Annotated in this window: 15 protein-coding genes; 4 read left to right on the top strand and 11 right to left on the bottom strand. The window is 52.4% G+C overall.

Going from position 1 to position 20,674, the window contains the following annotated elements:
- Positions 1 to 4: 4 nt before the first annotated feature.
- The 4 genes from DACE_RS04410 to DACE_RS04400 all read right to left on the bottom strand — a co-directional run bounded on the left by DACE_RS04410 (position 5) and on the right by DACE_RS04400 (position 5,174).
- On the bottom strand, positions 5 to 925 hold the full coding sequence (locus DACE_RS04410; RefSeq protein ID WP_005998642.1) for a hypothetical protein: 921 nt from the start codon (positions 923 to 925) through the stop codon (positions 5 to 7).
- Between the two features lie 30 nt (positions 926 to 955).
- A complete protein-coding gene (locus tag DACE_RS18060) occupies positions 956 to 1,111 on the bottom strand; it encodes a hypothetical protein (protein WP_155808987.1) in 156 nt (51 codons plus the stop codon).
- Positions 1,112 to 1,175: 64 nt separating this feature from the next.
- The gene (locus tag DACE_RS04405; RefSeq protein WP_005998640.1) at positions 1,176 to 2,441 is read right to left on the bottom strand and encodes a diaminopimelate decarboxylase; all 1,266 of its coding nucleotides are present in this window, start codon (positions 2,439 to 2,441) and stop codon (positions 1,176 to 1,178) included.
- Positions 2,442 to 2,696: 255 nt separating this feature from the next.
- On the bottom strand, positions 2,697 to 5,174 hold the full coding sequence (locus DACE_RS04400) for a diguanylate cyclase (RefSeq protein ID WP_005998638.1): 2,478 nt from the start codon (positions 5,172 to 5,174) through the stop codon (positions 2,697 to 2,699).
- A 355-nt stretch (positions 5,175 to 5,529) separates the two neighbouring features.
- On the opposite strand from DACE_RS04400, the gene DACE_RS04395 reads away from it, so the two are divergent.
- The gene (locus tag DACE_RS04395) at positions 5,530 to 6,942 is read left to right on the top strand and encodes a hypothetical protein (protein ID WP_005998636.1); all 1,413 of its coding nucleotides are present in this window, start codon (positions 5,530 to 5,532) and stop codon (positions 6,940 to 6,942) included.
- Between the two features lie 80 nt (positions 6,943 to 7,022).
- Here the strand turns inward: DACE_RS04395 and DACE_RS04390 are convergent, their stop codons facing one another.
- From DACE_RS04390 to DACE_RS04370, 5 genes are all read right to left on the bottom strand, one after another.
- The gene (locus DACE_RS04390; RefSeq protein ID WP_005998634.1) at positions 7,023 to 9,323 is read right to left on the bottom strand and encodes a putative bifunctional diguanylate cyclase/phosphodiesterase; all 2,301 of its coding nucleotides are present in this window, start codon (positions 9,321 to 9,323) and stop codon (positions 7,023 to 7,025) included.
- A 267-nt stretch (positions 9,324 to 9,590) separates the two neighbouring features.
- Positions 9,591 to 9,968: a hypothetical protein gene (locus DACE_RS04385; RefSeq protein ID WP_005998633.1), complete on the bottom strand. Its 378-nt coding sequence runs from the start codon at positions 9,966 to 9,968 to the stop codon at positions 9,591 to 9,593.
- A gap of 375 nt (positions 9,969 to 10,343) precedes the next feature.
- Positions 10,344 to 11,477 (bottom strand): methyl-accepting chemotaxis protein, encoded by a 1,134-nt coding sequence (locus tag DACE_RS04380; RefSeq protein WP_005998630.1) that lies wholly within the window; start codon positions 11,475 to 11,477, stop codon positions 10,344 to 10,346.
- Positions 11,478 to 11,696: 219 nt separating this feature from the next.
- Positions 11,697 to 12,668 carry a zinc-dependent alcohol dehydrogenase family protein gene (locus DACE_RS04375; protein ID WP_005998628.1) on the bottom strand — a complete coding sequence of 324 codons (972 nt, stop codon included), beginning with the start codon at positions 12,666 to 12,668 and terminating at the stop codon, positions 11,697 to 11,699.
- 310 nt (positions 12,669 to 12,978) lie between these two features.
- Positions 12,979 to 13,482: a MarR family winged helix-turn-helix transcriptional regulator gene (locus DACE_RS04370; protein ID WP_005998627.1), complete on the bottom strand. Its 504-nt coding sequence runs from the start codon at positions 13,480 to 13,482 to the stop codon at positions 12,979 to 12,981.
- Positions 13,483 to 13,646: 164 nt separating this feature from the next.
- Between DACE_RS04370 and DACE_RS04365 the strand changes: the two genes are divergently transcribed.
- The gene (locus DACE_RS04365; RefSeq protein WP_005998625.1) at positions 13,647 to 14,357 is read left to right on the top strand and encodes an SRPBCC family protein; all 711 of its coding nucleotides are present in this window, start codon (positions 13,647 to 13,649) and stop codon (positions 14,355 to 14,357) included.
- A gap of 60 nt (positions 14,358 to 14,417) precedes the next feature.
- On the opposite strand, the gene DACE_RS04360 is transcribed toward DACE_RS04365, so the two are convergent.
- Positions 14,418 to 14,975, bottom strand: a complete 558-nt coding sequence (locus DACE_RS04360) for a hydrolase (RefSeq protein ID WP_005998623.1) — start codon at positions 14,973 to 14,975, stop codon at positions 14,418 to 14,420.
- Between the two features lie 173 nt (positions 14,976 to 15,148).
- Here DACE_RS04360 and DACE_RS04355 point away from each other — a divergent pair, with 173 nt between their 5' ends.
- Positions 15,149 to 16,717 carry a bifunctional aminoglycoside phosphotransferase/ATP-binding protein gene (locus tag DACE_RS04355; protein ID WP_005998621.1) on the top strand — a complete coding sequence of 523 codons (1,569 nt, stop codon included), beginning with the start codon at positions 15,149 to 15,151 and terminating at the stop codon, positions 16,715 to 16,717.
- A gap of 200 nt (positions 16,718 to 16,917) precedes the next feature.
- Positions 16,918 to 18,072 carry a 4Fe-4S binding protein gene (locus DACE_RS04350; protein ID WP_005998619.1) on the top strand — a complete coding sequence of 385 codons (1,155 nt, stop codon included), beginning with the start codon at positions 16,918 to 16,920 and terminating at the stop codon, positions 18,070 to 18,072.
- 81 nt (positions 18,073 to 18,153) lie between these two features.
- On the opposite strand, the gene DACE_RS04345 is transcribed toward DACE_RS04350, so the two are convergent.
- Positions 18,154 to 20,046 carry a TonB-dependent receptor plug domain-containing protein gene (locus DACE_RS04345; protein WP_005998617.1) on the bottom strand — a complete coding sequence of 631 codons (1,893 nt, stop codon included), beginning with the start codon at positions 20,044 to 20,046 and terminating at the stop codon, positions 18,154 to 18,156.
- Between the last annotated feature and the right edge of the window lie 628 nt (positions 20,047 to 20,674).

Below are 20,674 nucleotides of genomic sequence, written 5' to 3'. Positions count from 1 at the left end.
TTTGTTACTTGGTAAAGCACACCATCGGTTCGTTGCTCGCTTTTTTGCGGCGATTCTCCTCCCGTTTTTTCTGGTAGCTTGACGGCATGTAGTAGTTGTAGGCAACGCGGATGCCCAGCACCAGCAGGGCACACCCCACGCCGAGCATGGCACTGTACAACGGTGGCGTGATCAAGGCAACACGGATCAGCAAGGTGGACACGGCAAAACCGCTGTTGCGAAACGCCACTCGGTAGCTGGAACCGTAGCGCATGGAGAACAGCATGATCAGAATATCGCTGAACACCAGCAGTGTGTAGAACGATTCAAAGGTTTGATTCTCTTCGCCGTAAAACAGGCTGAACCACCAGTTGTAGCCAACAATGATCAGAAAGCCCACCATCATCAGCAGAGCGATCAGCTTTTTGACGATGATAAATGACGCGGTCTCCTTGTCGTCGGGAGACAGCGGTTCCTGGTGAATTTGGCGGTAATAGTAGTTGAGGATGACAAAAATGATCAGGGCGCCAAACGCCAGGGCAGAGATGTCGAGCACCAGGCCGGACACCTCTTCCCAGATGATCGGTTCGTGAAGGTTGGAGATCTCCTTGAAAATATCCCGTAACAGCACCAGGGAGAGGATCTCCACCTGCTTGCCCACCGAAATGGATACGGAATAGACCAGACTGAACAGTAGGCTCAACACCTCAAACACCAGAAGCAGGGTGAAGACCAGCTCAATGGCCTCAAGATGGTTGGTCGGAGTGATGGCGGCAATCTGAGGGGGCAGCAGGCCGAAGCGGTTGAGTTGAATGCCAGTGATGCCGAAAACAAACACCAGCACCATCAGAGTGCCGATACGGCGTTGGCCGCTGGCACCTTCAAAGGCATGTTCCACCTTGTCAAAGGTTTTGTTGATGGTGCGGTAAACCGGGTTGATTACCATAAGATCTCCTCCGACGGGAGGGCCCGTCGTCTATTCGATATCGTGTCGTATCACGCACAGCACGATCATGTCCGGATCCTGTTGCTGCTCAAGAAATTTCTGCTGCGCCTGTTGCGGGTATTCGGCGTCCACCAGGGCTTCGCCGAACTCCTCACCTTTCTGATAATGGACTTCATAGGTTGTCATGGGATGGGTCTCCTGCCAGGAAAGAAGAAGCGGATGCCGTGTACCGGCATCCGCTTGCGAACAATTAAGCACCGGGGGTGAAGCTGTCCGGTGTGTAGTTCTGGGTGGCAAAATAATCATCCACGGTTTCTGCGCGACGGATCAGCTCAACACTGCCATCGCAGCGTAGCAGCAGTTCCTGGGGCCGCAGACGGCCGTTGTACTGGAAGCCCATGGCATGACCATGAGCGCCCGAGTCGTGAATCACCAGCAGATCGCCCTCATCAATCTTGGGCAGCTCGCGCTGCACGGCAAATTTATCGTTGTTTTCACACAGAGAGCCAACCACATCGTAGGTCATCTCTTTGGGGGCATTGTCTTTGCCGACCACATCAATGTGGTGGTAGGCCTCATACAGGGCCGGACGCATCAGCGCCGACATGCAGGAATCGACACCGATGTAGTTGCGATAGGTGTCCTTATGGTTGATGGCGCGGGTGACCAGGCAGCCGTGGGGACCGGTCATGAAACGACCGCTTTCCATGTACATGCGCGGCACAAAGCCGTTCTTGGTCTTGAACGCATCGAACAGTTCGGTGACTTCTTTGGCCATGGTGTCAATGTCAAGTGGTGCCTGGTCCGGATTGTAAGGGATGCCGAAACCGCCGCCAATATTGACGAATTCAAACTCGATGTCCAGTTCCGCTTTAACCAGCTCGGCCAGCGACAGCACCATGCGTGCTGTTTCCACCATGTAGGTATAGTCCAGTTCGTTGGAGGCGACCATGGTATGCAGACCGAAGCGGGTGGCGCCGCGCTCTTTGGCTTTGCGGTAAGCGTCGACCACCTGCTCATGGGTGATGCCGTATTTGGCTTCCACCGGGTTGCCGATGATGATATTGCCGGTGCGGCGCGGCCCTGGATTGTAGCGGAAGCAGATCAGTTCGGGGAAGTTGGGTACCTTGTCAATGAGGGAGATGTCGTCCAGGTTGAGGATACAGCCACCGTCCTGCTCAGCAAAGGCAAACTCCTCCGGGCTGGTGTTGTTGGAGGTGAACATGATGTCTTCGGTGTCGGCACCCAACTCGCGGCTCATGATCAGTTCGGGAATCGAGCTGCAGTCGTAGCCGAAGTTCATCTCCTTCATCAGCTTGAGAATCTGCTTGTTGGGCAGAGCTTTGACGGCAAAATATTCACGAAAACCGTCGATGCCGGAAAACACCTGCTTGAGGTGTTCACCTGTTTCGCGGATACCCGCTTCATCATAAATATGGAACGGGGTGCCGTAGTGTTCGGCAATTTCGGGCAAAGCTTTGAACAGGCGCTGTTTGAAAGCGTCGGACATGGGCATGGCGCGTATCTCCTTGGTAAGTCATCAAATGTAAATCAACAGATCTTACTCCCGGCCTTTTTAGCCGAAGAAAAATCGTGTTCGGGCTATTATAAACTCCCCATACTAAAGAAAAAACCCGCCAGAGTGCAACCGAAATTCTGTTTACAAACCAAATATGACCTATGCGGTTATATTTGGTTGCTGCAGGAATGTCAAGAATAATTTACCAAACGGGGTAGAGCCGGTTGTGACTTTCTACCGTGGGGCACCGGCTCAGTCGGGAAGTACTTCAGGTGGGTCTGCAAGGGTAAAACGATCGCGACCGTTTTTTTTGGCGCGATACAGCGCATGGTCGGACCGGCACAGCACATCCTCAAGGTTTTCGCCCCTGAACAACGATGCGATACCAATACTGACGGTAAATGTCACGGTTTCGTCTTCGGCTGTCCGGTAGCGAAGATCACGGATGGTCTCAATGATTTTTCTGGCAAACACGTTTGCGCCCTCTTGTGTCGTGTTTTGCAGGCAGATGATAAATTCTTCACCGCCGGTTCGGGCCAGCAAATCTGTGGAACGTAACAGCGGTACCAGCGTGGTTGCAAACAACTTGAGGATGTCATCACCGACCTGATGGCCGTAGCGATCATTAACCTGTTTGAAATGATCAAGGTCCAAAGACAGAAACTGCATCTCTGTTTCGTTTCTGTGGGCCAGTGAGATGTATTGCTGGGCAAACTCCATAAAATAGCGGCGGTTATGCAATCCAGTTAAGGGATCAGTGCGGGCCAGTCGGGACAGATTGCTGTTGGCCTTGCGTAACGCCCGTGTGCGACGGCGCACTTCGCGCTCAAGATGTTTGTTGTGACGGTTGCTGTAGATGCCATGGAGCACCAGAACCGACAAACAGGCCACAATGGCGTAAAACCACAGAGCATAGTGCTCAATGAACTGCCTGACGTCGAGATTTGTCTCATCGTAGGGGGGGAGTCGGAGCTTCTTTAACAGTGAATGCACCGAGGAGTAATCGCTGGGAACGGTCCACGCTTCGTGGATCGCTTCCTTGGTTTTATGCGATGCGTGTGACAGACCCAGCAGTGCCGATGCCAATTGATTAGCGGTTTCAATGGGAACATGGCGCAATTTGGCGATCGACCATTCCGGGTACAGTTTTGTACTGACGCGAAATGGAAAGCCGATATAGCTTTTTTCGTGGATGATAAACAGTGCATCCAGGTCGATCAGACCTTCGTGTGCCATTCTTTCGAGGATTCCGGTACGGACGATACCAACGTCAGCAGAGCCGTTGATCACAGCCGAGACAACCGCATCGTGCCGAGATAAAAATTCCAGGTCAATCCCTTCAACAGAGACATTGTTTTCCTGAAACGTTTCCACAGCCATCAACCAGCCGCCCAGAGAGTTGGGAGCAACGGCAGCCAGTGTTTTGCTGTCGAACATGTCTGGCGCCAGATTTAAAGGGGTTCGGGCCCGGGTAAAGATAACGCTGCCGTATTGGTCCGTTGAAGAACCTTCGTTGGACTGGCGATTGAGTAGGGAGGCGATGCGCGATAAGCCGTATTTGTTTTCAAGTTCGACATACAGCACCGGGTTTACGATGAGAAAGTCAATCGCCTGACTGCGGACACTGTGGGCAATGTCCTCGAATGCGATCGGTACAAGGGAGGCGTGCAGATCCTCCAGCGAATCGTTTAAATAGGTGAGAAGCGGGGTCCAACGCTCCAGGGCTTTACGGTTACCGCGGTGGGCAAGGATGCCGATTTTCAGTTCAGATTTGTTGAAGCCGAGAGGGTCAATGGCCTGCTCTAAACCGTTGGTGTCCCCATTTGCCTGCCCTGTGAGGCGGTACAGCTCCAGGATACGGTTGATCTTGTCACGATCAATCGGGCCAATCTTTTGATCCGGCCCCATGGCCAGTTGCTTGAGAACCATGCCTTCAAAAATGAGGCTGTCGAGGGTTTTGTCCTGCGTGTTGTAGCGAGCATAGATGAGCTGGGCGGCTTCTTCAATGTGGTCAAAAGCCCACTGCCAGCCTTTGATCGTTGCCAAATAGAACGCTCGGGTTTGTTGTGGATGGAGGGTGATCTGTTCTTCGCTGGTAAAGAGTAGGTCGCCATAAGAGGAGAAACCGTAATCCGTCGGATTGAACACCCGATAGGGGATTCTCGCCTGATCAAGCTGATAGGGCTCGTTGGAAAGATAGCAGGCCATGGCATCAGTTTTGCCGCGAATCAGATCTTCCAGTCGGGACGAATGGGGTTGAAGGTGCAATTTTCCAAGATTTACCCCTTGCGATATCAGCATGGACAGCAGGCTGGTGGCATTGGCCTGGTCGTGAGTGATCATGATGTTTTTTCCGGCGAGGTCAGCCGGGGTCTTTATGTCGGGTTGAGTGGCAATGAGAATTTCCGGCGACTCCTGAAAGATAGCGCCGAGAATAATGATTGGATGCCCCTGTAGCCGGTCCAGGATCAACGATGATTTTCCCGTGGCAAATTCAGCGCGGTGCTGCACAACCTCTTCAACAATATCAAGTCCGGGCGTGTAGGATTTGATCGTGACATCGAGACCCGCATCGCGGTAGAAGCCCAAATCTTTGGCAACATAAATTCCGGCGAATTGGAACTGGTTGAGCCATTGCAGTTGCACGGAGACTTGCTCAGTCTTAGCGCAAACGGGAGACACCATGGACAGGATAAAAATAAAAACAACGCACAGGTATTTTGCAATCATGGAGGCTCTCCTTTTTTTGGCCTTTTCTAATCGTACCATGTGAGAGAGAATGCTCAACTAGTTCCATATAAGGTTTTTTTGCCCATACAGCAAGCATTTATGAGTTTTCTGTTTTGTCGGAAAAATTGGCTGTGTTAGAGAGTACTCTAATGTTGTGGTGGCATGATAAAGGGGGGCAGTAGGGTGGAATAGACCTCATTCGCTTTGATGATTTGATTGTAAGGGGTATGCTGAAGGAGAAGTAATGCTCTGTTGCTGTCTGAGCCGAAGCGTGTCGACTCAGACAATTCAAAACAGGATTCTGAATGTCGTCGGGTGGCACCTGACGACGTGATTCTTTAAGGGGGAACGCTTTATGACGATACAAGACAGACATGACATTCTGACTCGACTGATTGATCTGGCAAGCGCTGACACCTATTATCACGATCTTTACCGGCAACGTGCGTCATTCTATCTGCAACAGGAACTGTCGCAAGATGCTTATCATGCGTACAAAAAGATGAAGATTCAAAAAGGCGCTTTGCCCAACCAGATCCGTAATGCCATTTTGCAGAAAGACTGGCAGACGGTCAAAGAGCTGACTGAGCAGGATAAAAAGATGCGCAGCGAGTTGCAGCGGCGCGCTGAATCGGTGGTGTTTGCAGAAAAGATCTATGAACCGGTTGACGTGGCCATTGATCCGTTTTCTCCCGGAATGCACACACTGGTCGGTTTAACCATGGGCCGGTTGAAAGAGTTGCACCGGAAAACTGTTGTTTCGCTGCAGAAACTCAGCGAAAAAGACAACGACTGGCGTGGGTTTTACCAGCAACGTCTTGAGGTATTTAACACGCTGTCGATCAGTGACGCGAGCATCGATGATGAGGAGCAGTTTGTTCCGGAAGTGGTGCTGGAAGAGGAAGCCGAGGAAGCTCTGGAGTCCGGCAATATGGCCCGCCTTGAACAACTGGCGGAAAAAATCCTTGAGGGCAAAAACGATGATGGTCAACCTACCTCCGAGCAACTTCTTGCCGATAAACACCAGCATCCCGATGATTTTCTCTATCAGTTTTCACCTGCAGTGATCGAACGTGCGGCTCAATTTGGTTTGAGCCATTATCAGGTTGCTGAAAACAGTCAGGAGTATGCGCCGTTGTCCCGCTTTGCCTGGCATCCAACGTTTACCGATGTTGAAGATCGTGAACCCCATGTGTTGCAGGTTCCTGATATTCCTTTTGACGACAACACTCCGGAAGCGCTCAAGGCGCGGATTCAGATGTTTGCCGTTCATCCCTTTATCAACTCCTCGGGGGTGCGTTTTCTGCCGCACATGGTGGCGGAAGATCTCCTTGTCGAAGATTTTCCCGAGCCGGAAGCTGGTGGCGTGTTTCCGGATGGTGGTTTGCTGAAGTTTTTGGGATTGAATCAGCGCAGCTTGCTTGATCGCCAAACCATTGAAGCGGCTCTGCTTGCCCATGGCAACACGTTTGTCGAACAGGAACTGGGTCTTGACCCGCGCCAGTTCAAGCTGGTGTGCATTCCGGCGGATCTGCATCTGCGTATCGGTCAGGACAGAGGTTGGGGCCAGCAAAAAATCTGGACCCACTTTGATGGTTACATGGTGATGGAGGCTGGGCGTCGTCGTGCTCTGGCCGGTGGGGATGTGCGCTATGGCGGTATTTATGATCTTCTCGGGATCAGCCGCAATTACAGTTCAGAACGGATTATCACGCGCTTTGCCGTGGTTCAGCGCAAACGTCTGGCCGTCTGGCAGAATGGTCTCTGATCCGCCTATCGCACACACAATATTTTTTAAGTGGCGGTCGGGGACGCGTGCCTCGGTCGCCACTTTGCCTGCACGAAAGATTATGTGGTCGGTTTGAACGGGGTCGGATTGGCGAGGAGGGCGGCAAGGTCGTTGGCCGGCAAAGGTTTGCTGAACAGATAGCCCTGGATCGAATCGCACTCGCACATGGCCAGAAACGCGTACTGCTCGCGGGTCTCAACGCCTTCGGCAATGGCATGAATCCCGAGGCTGTGAGCAATGCCGATAACGCTGTTGGCCACTGAGGCGGCCGTGGCATCCGACGCCACATCGAGGATAAAAGAGCGATCAATTTTAAGGCAATCAATCGGAAAACGGCGCAGATAGTTGAGGCTCGAATAGCCGGTGCCGAAATCGTCGAGGCTCAGGGCAAAGCCGATTTGTTTGAGCTCGGCCAGGAGTTTGGCAATCCTGTCCGGGTCCTCCATGACCATGCTTTCTGTCAGTTCCAGATCAAGCCAGTGCGGGTCGATATCGAATTCATGGAGAATCGTCTGGATGCTCTCCACAAAGTCACTTTGAAGAAATTGCCGCGCAGACAGGTTAACGGCAATTTTGATTGGTGGCAATCCTTGCGCTTGCCAGGCTTTAAATTGACGGCAGGCTTCACGAAGGACCCATTCGCCCAAGGCGATGATCAGACCCGTCTCTTCCGCCAAAGGGATAAAATCGTCGGGTGAGATCATCCCCTTATCCGGGTGGTTCCAACGTACCAGGGCTTCGCAGCCGTCTATTTTTCCGGATGCAATTTTGACTTTAGGCTGGTAGTGGAGAACAAATGAGCCCAATTGCAGTGCCTGACGCAGGTCACCCTCCAGTTCCAATGCTTTATGGGCGCGGGTGTCCATCTCTTCGGAGCAAAACTGAAATCCGTTGCCCCCCTGTTTTTTGGCCTGATACATGGCGGCGTCCGCGTGACGCAGGAGGTCTTCCGATTGTTCACCATCGCGTGGATAAAGGCTGGCGCCAATACTGGTGGTGATCCTCAGCTCACGATTGCCGAGTGGAAACGGTTGCTCAAAAGCATTTAAAATTTTCTGGGCCATGATGCGCGCGTCTGCGGGGTGATTAACATGCGTCATGACAATAGCGAACTCATCTCCTCCCAGTCGCGACAAGGTGTCTCCGGGGCTGATGCAGGCCGACAAACGCTCTGCGACCGCCAACAGAACAGCGTCGCCCTGGCTGTGGCCAAGGCTGTCATTAATGACTTTGAAACGATCGAGATCAAGCAGGAAGACGGCTGTATTGCGTTGAGCACGCTCAGCATGAACAATCGCCTGCTGAATGCGGTCATCCAGCAGGACACGATTTGCCAGGCCGGTCAGGGCATCATGGTTGGATTGGTGTTCAAGCTCTTTTTCATACTTTTTGCGAATAGTGATATCGCGAACAAAGGCGACATGGTTTTCCTCATTGTTGAACAGGCATTGGCTTGCCGATACTTCGACAGGGAAAATGCGCCCGTCTTTGCGCTGGTGGCGGGTTTCGAATACCTGTTTCGGGTCTGACTTCATTCTTTCCCATTGCTCAGCCCAGCGCTCAGCAGGAAAGTCAGGATCGATATCCCACAGGTGCAGTGACTCCAGCTCCGAGGCCGAGTAGCCCAGAGAGTGGCAGGCCTGATCGTTGACAAACAGAAAACGGCCCTCATCGTTGATCCAGAAAATCGCTTCAGAGGCTTGCTCAATAGAAAAGCGGAAACGACGCAACACTTCATCGGTTTTTCTTTTTTCAGTGATGTCCTGTACCAGAGCCATGGCCCCGGTAATCGCGCCGTTTTCCGACTTAAGCGGCAGGGAAGTATAGAGAACCGTGCGTCGCACGCCATCAGTGCAGGCAATGTCAATTTTTTCCCGCAGGCAGGTCTCGCCCCTGCTCAGGGAACGTGAGATCCCCCATTCGTCAGGGTGTACAGGTTGGCCGTTGTCGCTCCACCATCCCTGAATCTCAGCATACCCCTGAATGTCGTTATAGGCCTGAATGCCGAATTCCTGCAGCAGACCATGGGCAGCGAAGTTACAATCCACCACATTTCCTTCACGATCAACAACCCAGATTCCTGTGGGGATGGTCTCAACAACTTTGCGAAACAGGGCTTCGCCGTAGAGTGCACGCTTGATGGCATTACGTAACAGAAAAAATAACACCATTGCCGTGCAAAACACAAAGACGCTGCCTTTCCATGTCTGTAGTTTGGATAATGACAGCAGGTCAATGCCCAGCGCCAGCAACAAACTGTCTGAGAGGTAGATCCACAACAATGAAATCAGTGCATACGTCAGAGCAATGCCCGATGCCGTTGACAAAAAAGTGGATTTTTTAGATGGACGATAGGACACGAGATAACCTCACACGATACACTCTGCTGACGTAATGATTGTTTGTTAGGGTGAAAATAACCTCATAAGAACAGTAGCTTCCATGTTCTTTCTAACCACATTACATTGATTTTTATACCAGGACCAGTAAAAATAACAGCTGTCTCATTGAGCGAAGAAAATGCGAAAGAGGGATGGGTGTTGTTTGATGAGGCCGGTTGAGGAAGCGCTCCACAACCGGCCTGCAACGAGAACCAAAACCAAAGGCAAAAAGGCGACGGCAAAGAACTATTTTCCTGAGCCTTGTCCCTTGCCCATCCCCATGCCCATACCCGCTCCTCTGCCCATGGCCGAACCGCGCATCATTCCCTGTGCAGGAGGTTCCTCGGGCAGACTGACGCCGCGTTGTTTTGCGCGCTCCTGCATCGTGGCGTGATGCTCTTGACGAATTTTCTGACGCTGCTCAGCGGTTTTGGCATTTCTCATTCTGGCACGGAACTCCATGCGCTCCTGCTGAGTCATCAGTTGACTGCCGTAAATCTTCTGTTGCTGCTGCATCTGTGTTTGAGCGGCATCCTGTGCAGTAACCTGTTCTGCAGCAAAGGCAGCCCCAGCATAAAGCAGTAAGGCTGTTGCCAGCGTTAATAGGAAAAACAAACGTTTCATGACACCCTCCTGTTGTAAGACATTGAAAAAAGCGCAGATCCTCGAGCTTTGACTCTCAGAGCGAGACCTAACAGGCTGTTGAAAAACAGACTGTGGAGCCCATGGACGGGCGATCAAAATCAAGGACAGGTTTTCAAGCCCTTGATTTTGTGAGCAAGACGGAAATCGCATTTTCGGCTTGCGTCGTTGAAAAATCCCCGGATGGGACTTTTTCAACATCCTGCTAATAATCAAACTTTAAAGGGCTTTGGGGGTTCGTCAAGTCGCCAGCGTCGTGTTGCCGGCCCAAAGGGGCATGATTCCGTTCAGGTTCTTCGCTTGCAGTACACTGATGAAGGGATTAAGAGTGTGGGAAATGCACAGGGGACAAAACGGTTAACTCAAATGTGGCTGAGGAACGCCAGGGGCGTCTGGGGGGGTACTGTCGGCCGTCAAAGCTGCTGTTTTGACACTTGTTGCACAAAAGAAGGCGGCACTGCGCTCTAAATCGGCCGAGGTTGCAGTAAATTCTTCAGCCGTTGATCCGATTTGTGTTGCTGCCGCGGCGTTAACCTGTGTCAGTGAGTTGAGCTTACTGCTCGCTTGATTGACGTTGGCGGCCTGGTGCTGTTGCTGTGTGCAGGCGTTGGAGATTTCAACAATTTGTTCAGAGGTTTCCTGGATCTCCGGGGTGATTTTACTTAAGAGATGTTGCGCCTCCTGGCTGACTTTGAGACTGCTCTTGGCGATGGCTGTGATCTCTGCGGCCATCTGTTGACTTCGGTCCGCCAGCTTGCGCACTTCACCGGCAACAATAGCAAAGCCTCTGCCGTGTTCAGCAGCCCGTGCCGCTTCAATGGCGGCATTGAGTGCCAGCAGATTGGTCTGGCGAGAGATCTCGTCAATCATTGAAATATGATCGACGATGCTGCGCATGGCCAGTGAAGTCTGGTCAACTGCTGCGTTGGCTGTTGCCACGTCGACGCTGGCTTGCATGGCATTGTTTTTGGTTACCTCGGCGCGCTGGGCGGTTTGTTGGATATGGCTGGTGATCTCATTCATCGACAGCGTGATGTTGCTGGCCAGATCGGCCTGCTCAGATGCACCCGAGGCCAGTTGTTCCGAACTGACCGCCATCTGGTGACTGCCGCTGGCCACATGGCTGGCAGCCAGCTGCACGTCACCGATAATGGTTTGGATTTCACCGGCCATGGCATGAATGGTGTTCATCAGCGCCCCGGCCTCGTCGCGATTTTGGGAGGTGGTTGTCTGACTTAAATCTCCGTGGGCAATTGCTTCGGCTGCCGCAGATACTTTTTTTAACGGACCAACAATGCTTGTCATGATCAGGTAGGAAAAGAACGCACCTGCCGCGGTATAAACCGCGGTACAGATGATGAGGAGCTTGGCATCCGGCAGATAGTAACCGATGGTGCCGATGCCGATCAGCCCCAGACTGTAGCAGGTCGCCAATAGTGTCACTTTAATGCGGATGCTGAGGTTCAAGTAAATTTGGAGCAGTGCGCGCATAGGTTTCTCCTTGATTGGCAGCCTGGTGATGCCGTGAGCACGTGCTCTCTAATGTTTAGAATATTTTGTCTAAAAAAGCAAATGCCTCATTGAATCGACAACGACTTAATCGCCAAGCCGTGTTCCAGTGCAAAAAAAATTACGCCTCACGCTTCGAGTAAAAACGAACATTGTATGCTGCGGCGTAATGGTCGAAAGAGCCGGTTGAGTGTCGTTTTTTTAACTGCACAGTAGAATTTTACCCGGCTGTGTATTTTGTTCCCAGGCTTCTATGGCGGTAGGCCACTGGTCGAGACGAAAGCTGCCGATCACAGGGAGCAATTCAGGAGTGTTGCCCAGCAATGACCAGAGTGCCTGTTTGGCTTGATCGAGTTGTTCCGAAGACATGCGATTGAGCCAGTCATCAACACCAAAGCCGTACCAGCGTAAATTTTTAAACAATACGATGGAACTTTTTAACGTGATAGGGGCATCGTCGAGAAGGCCATAAGTGATCAAATGACCACCGGGGGCGATCACTTCGATCAGGGCCAGGGTTGAAGGGCCACCGACAGCGTCAACAATGCCTTGAAACTTCAGATCGCTTGAAAGCACCTGCAATGCCTGTTGTACCGATGCTCCTGTGGCAAGGATGCGTTGGTCGGAGTTTTTGACCACATGGCTGCCGTTATTTTCCCGGATAAGTAAAAAAGGTTCGAATCCCTGACTCAAGGCAATTGCCGTCAACAGCCGAGCTACCCCGGAGTTGCCGGCGGTTATCAGAAGTCGGTCGCCGGGACGCAGGGCGCAGGAATCGAGCAATCCCCAGGCGGTCAGTGGGTTCAGTGGAAACTGGCAAGCGATTTCATCCGTAATGGTGTCGGGAACCGGGTAGACCTTGGTGGCTGGGGCAACAGCATACTCTGCCCATGAGCCCGGACTGCGAAACGCCACCCGATCTGCGATGTTGAATCCTGTTACATCGGAACCGATTGCGGCAATCGTGCCGACGCCGTCAAATCCGGCGACCTGAGGAAACTGCGGGGTGACCCGGTAGCGTCCGGCAATAAACATAAGGTCCGCGGGATGGATCGGTCTCTTGCTGACCCGAATCAGAAGCTGGTGCGCTTCTGGAGTCGGCGAATCCATGTCACGCAATTCTAGAACCTCTTCGGCGTGACCGGGGTGCTCAAAAACAATGGCTTTCATCATAGCGTCCTTTTTTTAGCAGGATGTTGAAAAACGTTTCGTTCGGGGATTTTTCAACAGCGTGAACCGAAAATGCGATTTCCGTCTTACGGACAAAATCAATGATCTGAAAAACAGTCTTTGATTTTGGTCACTCGTCCATGGGCTTTCTAGCCGCCTGTTAGGCGGCGCAGGCTGTTGACAAACAGGCTCCCCGAGCCCAAGGACGGGCGAGCCAAAAACAAGGAGAGGTTTAACTCCTTGTTTTTGTAAGTGAAGCAAAACCGCGTTTTTGCGAAACGGCCATGACAAAGTCCCTGGATGGACTTTGTCATCAAACTGAGTCGCCTGTTAGGCGGCGGCTTATTTTTTCCAGCAGGGATTGAAGTTGTTCCCGTTCCGTGGCATCAAGACAAGACATGATCCGGTTGACCCGCTGATAGTGCTGTGGCAGGACGTTGTCCAGAAGTTCAAGACCTGCCGCAGTTATGATCACCACAAGGGCGCGTCGGTCTTGAGCATGGGGTTCACGAGTAACAAAGCGGGATTTAACCAGCCCATCGATAACCCCCGTCATGGTCGCGCAGCTGACTCCGGTGCCTTTGGCGAGTTGCGAGATCAACAGGCCGTCAGGATTGCGTAACAGCAGAATCAAGACAAAAAATTTACGTTGTGACAGGTTGTATTCTGCAAGAAAACGATCAAGGTTGTGTTGGCAATCCGTAGAGGTGCGCATCAGATCCAACCATGCCTGGAGTAGCGGCGGTTCAAGTTGCGGGTAACGTTTGGCCAGGGTGGCGAGGGTTTCGGCATCGGGCAGGTCAACAATATCCAGCATACACAGGTCTCCACTATATGTTTATGTTGCAGATATTAAGTAAGCTAAGTAGTTTGTCGGTAAAAGTCAAGCTGTAAGGCGGCAACATGCAGTTGAATCTTCGCGCTGTTTGCGTGTACGGTGGTGTTCGCCGAGGCAACCGTTGAAGGTGTGGAGGGGGAGAGATGGTCAAGGAGTCGTCAAAATTTCTGTTCGGAGCATTTGTGCTGCTGGTGTTGATGCCGACTGTCTGCCTGGCCGCAGGCGAACCGCAGCCGTTGTGGATTTACGAAAGTACCGATGCCGGGGTGGCCCTGTATCATCAGCAGGATGCGGCGGAAGGGTTGCTGCCATTTAAAGCTGTTGCTGAACTCAATATCGCCAGTGAGCAGATTGTTCTGGCGTTGCTCGAAGCCGAACAAAAACCGTTATGGGCGCCAAAGCTCAAGGGAACAACCGTGCATGCCACGTTGGCGGCCAACTGCTTTCAGTACAGCGAATATTACACAACGCCGTGGCCGTTCAAGGACCGGGAGTTTCTTCTTCTCGGTACGATTGCCCGTCAAGGAGAGACTATTGTCTTTTCCGCTGTTGATGCACCGGACCGCCATTTTCGTGATGATCGCCATGTGCAGGCCAATATTCATGAGTTGACCTTTGCCGTGATCCCCTTAGCGACCAACCGGACTCGGGTGGAGTTTACCTTCTCCGGTGATCTGGGTGGTTGGATTCCCGACTTTGTTCAGGAGATTATTCAGAAGCGTTGGCCGGTCCGTTTTATCCAGGCGTTGCAAGGCTATCTGCGCAACAACACGTTAGATGAAAGCGAGCGCTATCGATTATTGGAAAAAGTATTGGCTTACGACCAGAGAGAAAGCGTTGCCCTGGTCGACTAGGGCAACATGAAGAAGTGGGCCGACAGGGTCGATAAATGACCCTGCCGACATCATGTGTTCTCAGACGACGAGTTTGGAGATCGCCTTGAATTCCGGAGCGCTGGCATCGCGCACCAGTTCAAACAGCACCGATTCCACATTGGTCAGAATCGCACCGGCTTGTTGCATCCGGCTCAACGCGTTGTCGCGGTTGACGTCAGAGCGTGAGCAGGTCGCTGTGATCGGTACATGCACCTGATAGCCTGATGCCATCAGATCAAGAACCGTTTGTAACACGCAGACATGGGTCTCCATGCCAGTGACAATAATCTGCCGACGTCCTTGTTTGGCCAGCTCCGGCTTAAAACAACCTTCGCCGCAACAGCTGAAGGTTGTCTTTTCAACACAGGTCATTTCTTGTGTTGTGCTGCGGATGGCTTCAACCGTTGGCCCCAGGCCTCTGGGGTACTGTTCTGTCGCCAGGACCGGAACATCAAGGATTTTCATCCCGGTTTGCAGTCGGGTAATGGCCTGTTCGACAGAATCGCGATGACTCATCGCTGTCACCAGCCGTTCTTGAACATCAATAACCAGCAGCAGTGCGTTGTCTTTGTGTAACAATGTTGGATGCTGTTCCATTAGGACTCTCCTTGTTTTGATAGCATGACAAATATTGGTCTAGCATGTGAAACAAACACTGTTTTGTCAATAGTGTGTTGTCGGCAGCGCTGGAAAGGTTTCGTTTGCTGGGTGATGCAGTACACTGAAGAGACCGTTGCGCAAATGAATTTTTTACTTCAAAGGAGACCGTCATGCACACGCCGGAAGATGATTTTTATCGCTGTTTGATCGACGCCATGCTCAATGGAGCATTTTACGATCATCCGGTTTCCGATGTGACGTTGATCGAAACCCATATTTCATGGGTGTTTCTGGCCGGCGATTTTGCCTATAAAGTCAAGAAACCGCTAGATTTCGGTTTTCTTGATTTTTCAACGTTGGCAAAACGCAAGTTCTGCTGCGAGGAAGAGGTGCGCCTTAACCGGCGGCTGGCGCCAGAGATTTACCTCGATGTGGTGGCCATTGGCGGAGATGACAACGGCCTTTGCCTTAATGGGCGGCCAACACGTGAGTACGCTGTAAAAATGCGTCGTTTCGATCAACCGCAGCAGCTCGACGAGATGCTGCGTGCCGGGCAGCTCAGCGCCGAAAAAATGGATTGTTTTGCAGAAGCTATGGCCGCGTTTCATGACCGGGCCTTGGTTGCGGATCCCTCCAGTCACTTCGGCACTGCTGCGGTGGTGTATGCGCCGGTAGCGCAGAATTTCTATCAAATCCGCAGCCATCTTCCTGATGGCGAGCTGGAAGAACAGGTCACTCGCTTGGAGGTGTGGAGTCGCACGGCTTATGAGCGACTGCAAAGTATGTTGACGCAGCGCAAGGCGCAAGGGTTTATCCGCGAGTGCCACGGTGATGCCCATCTTGCCAACATGGCCTGGTACCACGATGCACCGGTGTTTTTTGACTGCATAGAATTTAATGCTGATCTGCGCTGGATCGATGTGATGAACGAGGTTGCTTTCCTTGTCATGGACCTGGATGACCGCGGACGTCAGGATCTCGGTTGGCGCTGTTTGAATCGCTATCTGGAAAATACCGGTGATTATGCCGGGGGAGTCGTGCTTACTTTTTATAAAGTCTACCGAGCGTTGGTGCGCGCCAAAGTGGCGTGCCTGCGTCTGGCCCAGTCGGGGTTGACCGACGTGGAACGTGCGGCTGACATGGCGCTGGTGCGTAGTTATCTCAACCTTGCCGAAGGCTATACCCAACCACGGCAAGCACAACTGATCATCACCCACGGCCTGTCAGGCTCGGGTAAAAGCACCTTTGTCAATGAGCTGGCTCCGCAACTTGGCGCGCTTTGCCTGCATTCAGATCATGAGCGCAAACGGTTGTTTGGTCTGGCCATGGATGAACAGAGCCGCTCGCCGATTCGTGGCGGTATCTATTCTGCAGACGCCAGCCGCAAGACCTACACCCACTTGTTTGAGTTGGCTGACACGCTGCTGAGCGCGGGGCTGACAACCATTGTCGATGCCACCTTTCTCAAACAGCAGGATCGCGAACGATTTTGTCAACTGGCAAAGCGTCACCGGGCTTTGTGGACAGTGCTTGATTTCAGAGTGCCCGAGGCTGAGCTGCGCCGTCGTATCCGCCAACGCACCAAGCAGGGCACAGCCGTTTCCGAAGCCGGTGAAGATGTGCTGAATGTTCAGATTGATGCGGCTGAACCGTTAGACGCTGCAGAGAGGCCGCGTTGTATTTCAATCTCGGCGGCATCTGACCTGAAGGACGTTGTTGAGCAAATTGCTAATTTTTGAAGCGAAATATCCCAGTTACCGGATTTTGAGGGCAAAGCCCCAAACGGTATGATGAACGTCGAAGACCAACGACTTCAAACTCCATGGTGTAAGCTGGAACTTCTCCACTGAACGAGGTAAGATGAGTTCCTCTTTGAACGGACTTGCCATGCCTCTTGAGTCCTTTGTTTCAGAAAACCCTCTTGGAGTTGGGCGAATTTATGAAAACCTTGATTGCCGGTGTCGTAACGCTCGCGCTTGTCGCGGTCTTCTCAATTCTGTCCGTACAGCTCTGGGGGGAAAAAGAGGAAGGGATGAGCCAAGATGTTCCCCTGACGATCACGGCCCAAATGACCGTTGGCCAATTTGCCGAGATCAATCATTTACCACGGCCATTATTGAAGGACATTTTCTCCCTGGCCTCCAAAGAGCAGCTTGAACAACCTATTCGTGACTTCGGGTTGTCGTTGGACCAGATCATCACACAGGTCAATCAAAAGCGGGCACTGAGCGAAGAGCACGCGAGCAAAAACTGGTTTAAAATCCCACTGAAATTTGCCCTGTGGTTTATTTTTTTGCTGATGAGCTTTGTCTTGTTGCGGCGAAAGAAGATCACCCGCAAAACCCGCGTCATCCTTTACGCCTGCAGTTTTATTCTTTTTGGTGTGGTGCTCGGAGCCGATCCCAGCCCCATGGGGACCGTCAAAGATGCCATTGTTCTTTATGGCACCAAAGGCGTGGTGTTCAAGCCACGGCTGGTGGCGTTTGGTGTTTTTACCTTAACCGTGGTGCTGGCCAACAAGTTCATCTGCTCGTGGGGCTGCCAGCTCGGCACCTTGCAGGATTTTATCTTTCGTCTCAATCGCAACGGCAACGATTCGGGGCCAGGGCGGCTGCCGCAATTTAAGATCCCCTTTGTCGTCAGCAACACCGTTCGCATTCTGTTCCTGGTTGCCCTGACCTGGGTGGCTTTTGTTTGGGCCTACGATATCAGCCATGAGATTGATCCGTTCAAGATCTTCAAACCGCTGAAATTGTCGTTGTGGGGATGGGGTTTTGTTGGCGGGATTCTGCTGGGCAGCCTGTTTGTCTACCGGCCGTGGTGTCATCTGTTCTGTCCGTTTGGCCTGACCGGCTGGCTGTTTGAAAAGCTCAGTGTGTTCAAGATCAAGGTAGACTATGACAAGTGCATCGACTGCCGGTCTTGTGAAAAAGCCTGCCCGAGCACGGTTATGAAGGCTATTCTTGATCAGGATAAACGGGTCATTCCCGATTGCTTTTCCTGTGGCAACTGCCTGGAATCCTGTCCCACCGATGCGGTGTCTTTCTCCCGAGGCCGACGGCAGAAGCCGCCCGTTGATGGAGGAGCGGCGTAGATGTGTGGTAAAGCAGGAATGGTGACAGACTCGGGACCGTCTCCACGGTGTCCGGGGACGGTCCCGAGTTCAGGTCAGATCCTAAAACGTCCAGCGTAATCCACCGTAATAAAAAGCCGGATCAATCAGGTTGAGGCTGTCTGAATCGCTCAAGCGATTAAAGAGATTATCAACGCCCACATACAGCTCCAATTGCTCCGTAAGCTTCTGTCCGGCGTAGAGGTACCACAGAGTCACAGCATCGCTGTCATCATCGGCAAATTCCTTATCGCCGATATAGCGCATACGAATGTTGGCGGTGAAACCGCTGTCTTGCGGATGCCAGGCCAGCTTCGCCATACCCTGGTAGTCGGGCTGTCCTTCGAGATCGTCCTTGGTCTCTTTGTTCTCCGTATCGAGATAGGTCACATGAGCACTGAGGCTCAGCGCGTAAGGCAGTTGAAGATGGCCTTCGACTTCGATTCCCTGCATGCGCGCTTCGGTGATATTCTGGTGGGTGTAATAGGCGACTTTGCTTGGGCCGCTGCCGGTTGAATGACTGAACACCGCTTCGATCAGATCGTCAATTTCGTTGTAAAACGCAGTGACGCCGCCCCTGAAGCGTCCATAGCTTCCCTGCAGGCCCAGCTCATAGCTCTCGGAGCTTTCCGCATCGAGATCAGCATTGGGTTGATAGACCTGCTTGCCCTGTTGGCGATAGGACGTGACAAATAACTCCGACAGCGAGGGCGCGCGAAAACCTTGACTGTACGATGCCTTGATCTGCCAACTCGGATTGAGGTGGTAGACCAGAGACAGGCGCGGGCTGATTTGAGAGCCAAACTCGGAGTGTTCGTCAAAGCGTGCTCCCACTACCAGATACAGCGGTCGGGCGATCTGCAGTTCATCCTGCAAAAACACACTGGTGTTGTGTAAATCTTCATCACTGCCGGACGCATCCTCGCGCTCTTCTTGGCGATATTCCGCTCCCATGGTCAGATAATGGGACGCTACCGCCAGAGAATAGTGGGCTTCAACCTGCTGCAGGCAATGTTCCGCATCTTCTTCGTCGCTGACTGGCGCATCCGGGTTTTTCATGACAATGTCGTTGTCATGGTCGGAGCGGTAGGCCTCCACCCGCAAACGACTTCCATTGTCGAAATCCCCCTGGTAGGTAAGGAAGGTATTCAGGCGTTCCTCTTCGCTTTCCCTCACGCGCGCGGCTTTACGGTAAAAACGATCCCCTTCCTGGTCCATGTGGATGCACTCAAACCCAGCGATCAGTTCATGACCGGGAGCCAGGTCATAGGCGACGCGTCCGGCACCTGACGCCAGTTGGATATCGTCGCCGTCCTCGGGCAGTTCGCCATCGATTTCAAAAGGGTTTTTGTTTTCAACCTGCGCCGAAAAAATCGTGCGGATTTTGCCAATCCCGCCGCCGACAACCGCTGCGCCACGATAGCGATCGGATTGCCCGTAGGTGTCGTTTCCGTAGCGGGCGTCCACTTCGAGCAACGCAGACTCCGTAGGATTGCGGGTGATGATATTGATCACGCCGCCCAGAGCGTCGCTGCCGTACAGAGCCGATCCCGGCCCGCGGACGATCTCAATCCGTTCAATGAGTGTCACCGGCAGTTGGTTGATATCGATAAAATCTTTGTACCCGGCACTCCAGCGGCGACCATCGATCAACACCAGCGTATGTTTGCTGCCGGTGCCGCGAATTCCCGGCACCTGAGCGCGACCGGTTTCATTTGAAACCACCAGCCCGGTGCTCCACTGCAGCGCTTCGCTCACGGTCACCGCGCCCAGCTCAGCAATCTCCTCGGCACTCACCACCTCAATCGTGCCGGGAGCGTCCTCAACTGTCTTTTCGGACAGGGTCGCGGTCACGACAATGTCCCCTGTCAGGGCGTCATCCGAAGCCGGTGCCGCCAGAGTCGACAATGGCCAGGCCAGACAGGCCACCAATAGCAGGGCAATTTTCTTTTCCATTTCTTTTTCCCCTCAGTGCAGAAATACAAAAGGACTGCACGCCGAATGCGGCAACCCAAAGAATTCACGCAAAAAAACAAGGTTTAGCAGGGTATTGAAAAACACCCTGCGGAGCCAAGATGGTCGGCCAAAATCAAGAAAGGATTTTCAAGTGCTTAATTTTGTAAGCAAGACGGAAATCGCATTTTTGGCGTGCGTCATTGAAAAGGCCGCGGATGGGACTTTTTCAATAGCCTCCCAGTGCTTAAGCGCGCTGATATTTATTCAGGCAAACACTAAGTGAGGTCAGCAAGGCTGTCTGTGATGGGTGTCACGCGCCGGTTGAGAATTTCATTTTCAAAAAGATGTGTGGCAAGGGAACTCTCGCCAGCCGTGGATAGCTGTTGAAAGGGTTGCAGTGATGAAGGGAGCTGGGGACAGATCGTATAAGGATCGTGCCAGGCCCAGTTAAGCGCACGTTAAAACGGTGGCCATGGCTTTGATCTAACCATGAAGGAATTTCTCAACCATTTTGACGGGATCTGCTCCTGATTTGAGATGGATTTTTTTGCTGGTAAAACGTTCCATAAAGTTTGCGACCAGCCATTCTTCCGCTACCGCTGTTGCCAGTGATGATCATTCTCATCTC

It is taken from the genome of Desulfuromonas acetoxidans DSM 684, from assembly GCF_000167355.1.
GTDB classification, from domain to species: domain Bacteria; phylum Desulfobacterota; class Desulfuromonadia; order Desulfuromonadales; family Desulfuromonadaceae; genus Desulfuromonas; species Desulfuromonas acetoxidans.
This window is presented reverse-complemented; position numbering and strand designations above follow the sequence as displayed.

Excerpts from the sequence above, each read along its gene's own strand:
- DACE_RS04365 (WP_005998625.1), top strand. The coding sequence starts at position 13,647 with ATGGTCAAGGAGTCGTCAAAATTTCTGTTCGGAGCATTTGTGCTGCTG.
- DACE_RS04350 (WP_005998619.1), top strand. The coding sequence starts at position 16,918 with ATGAAAACCTTGATTGCCGGTGTCGTAACGCTCGCGCTTGTCGCGGTC.
- DACE_RS04410 (WP_005998642.1), bottom strand. The coding sequence starts at position 925 with ATGGTAATCAACCCGGTTTACCGCACCATCAACAAAACCTTTGACAAG.
- DACE_RS04380 (WP_005998630.1), bottom strand. The coding sequence starts at position 11,477 with ATGCGCGCACTGCTCCAAATTTACTTGAACCTCAGCATCCGCATTAAA.
- DACE_RS04400 (WP_005998638.1), bottom strand. The coding sequence starts at position 5,174 with ATGATTGCAAAATACCTGTGCGTTGTTTTTATTTTTATCCTGTCCATG.
- DACE_RS04360 (WP_005998623.1), bottom strand. The coding sequence starts at position 14,975 with ATGGAACAGCATCCAACATTGTTACACAAAGACAACGCACTGCTGCTG.
- DACE_RS04345 (WP_005998617.1), bottom strand. The coding sequence starts at position 20,046 with ATGGAAAAGAAAATTGCCCTGCTATTGGTGGCCTGTCTGGCCTGGCCA.
- DACE_RS04395 (WP_005998636.1), top strand. The coding sequence starts at position 5,530 with ATGACGATACAAGACAGACATGACATTCTGACTCGACTGATTGATCTG.
- DACE_RS04405 (WP_005998640.1), bottom strand. The coding sequence starts at position 2,441 with ATGCCCATGTCCGACGCTTTCAAACAGCGCCTGTTCAAAGCTTTGCCC.
- DACE_RS04355 (WP_005998621.1), top strand. The coding sequence starts at position 15,149 with ATGCACACGCCGGAAGATGATTTTTATCGCTGTTTGATCGACGCCATG.
- DACE_RS18060 (WP_155808987.1), bottom strand. The coding sequence starts at position 1,111 with ATGACAACCTATGAAGTCCATTATCAGAAAGGTGAGGAGTTCGGCGAA.
- DACE_RS04375 (WP_005998628.1), bottom strand. The coding sequence starts at position 12,668 with ATGATGAAAGCCATTGTTTTTGAGCACCCCGGTCACGCCGAAGAGGTT.
- DACE_RS04385 (WP_005998633.1), bottom strand. The coding sequence starts at position 9,968 with ATGAAACGTTTGTTTTTCCTATTAACGCTGGCAACAGCCTTACTGCTT.
- DACE_RS04370 (WP_005998627.1), bottom strand. The coding sequence starts at position 13,482 with ATGCTGGATATTGTTGACCTGCCCGATGCCGAAACCCTCGCCACCCTG.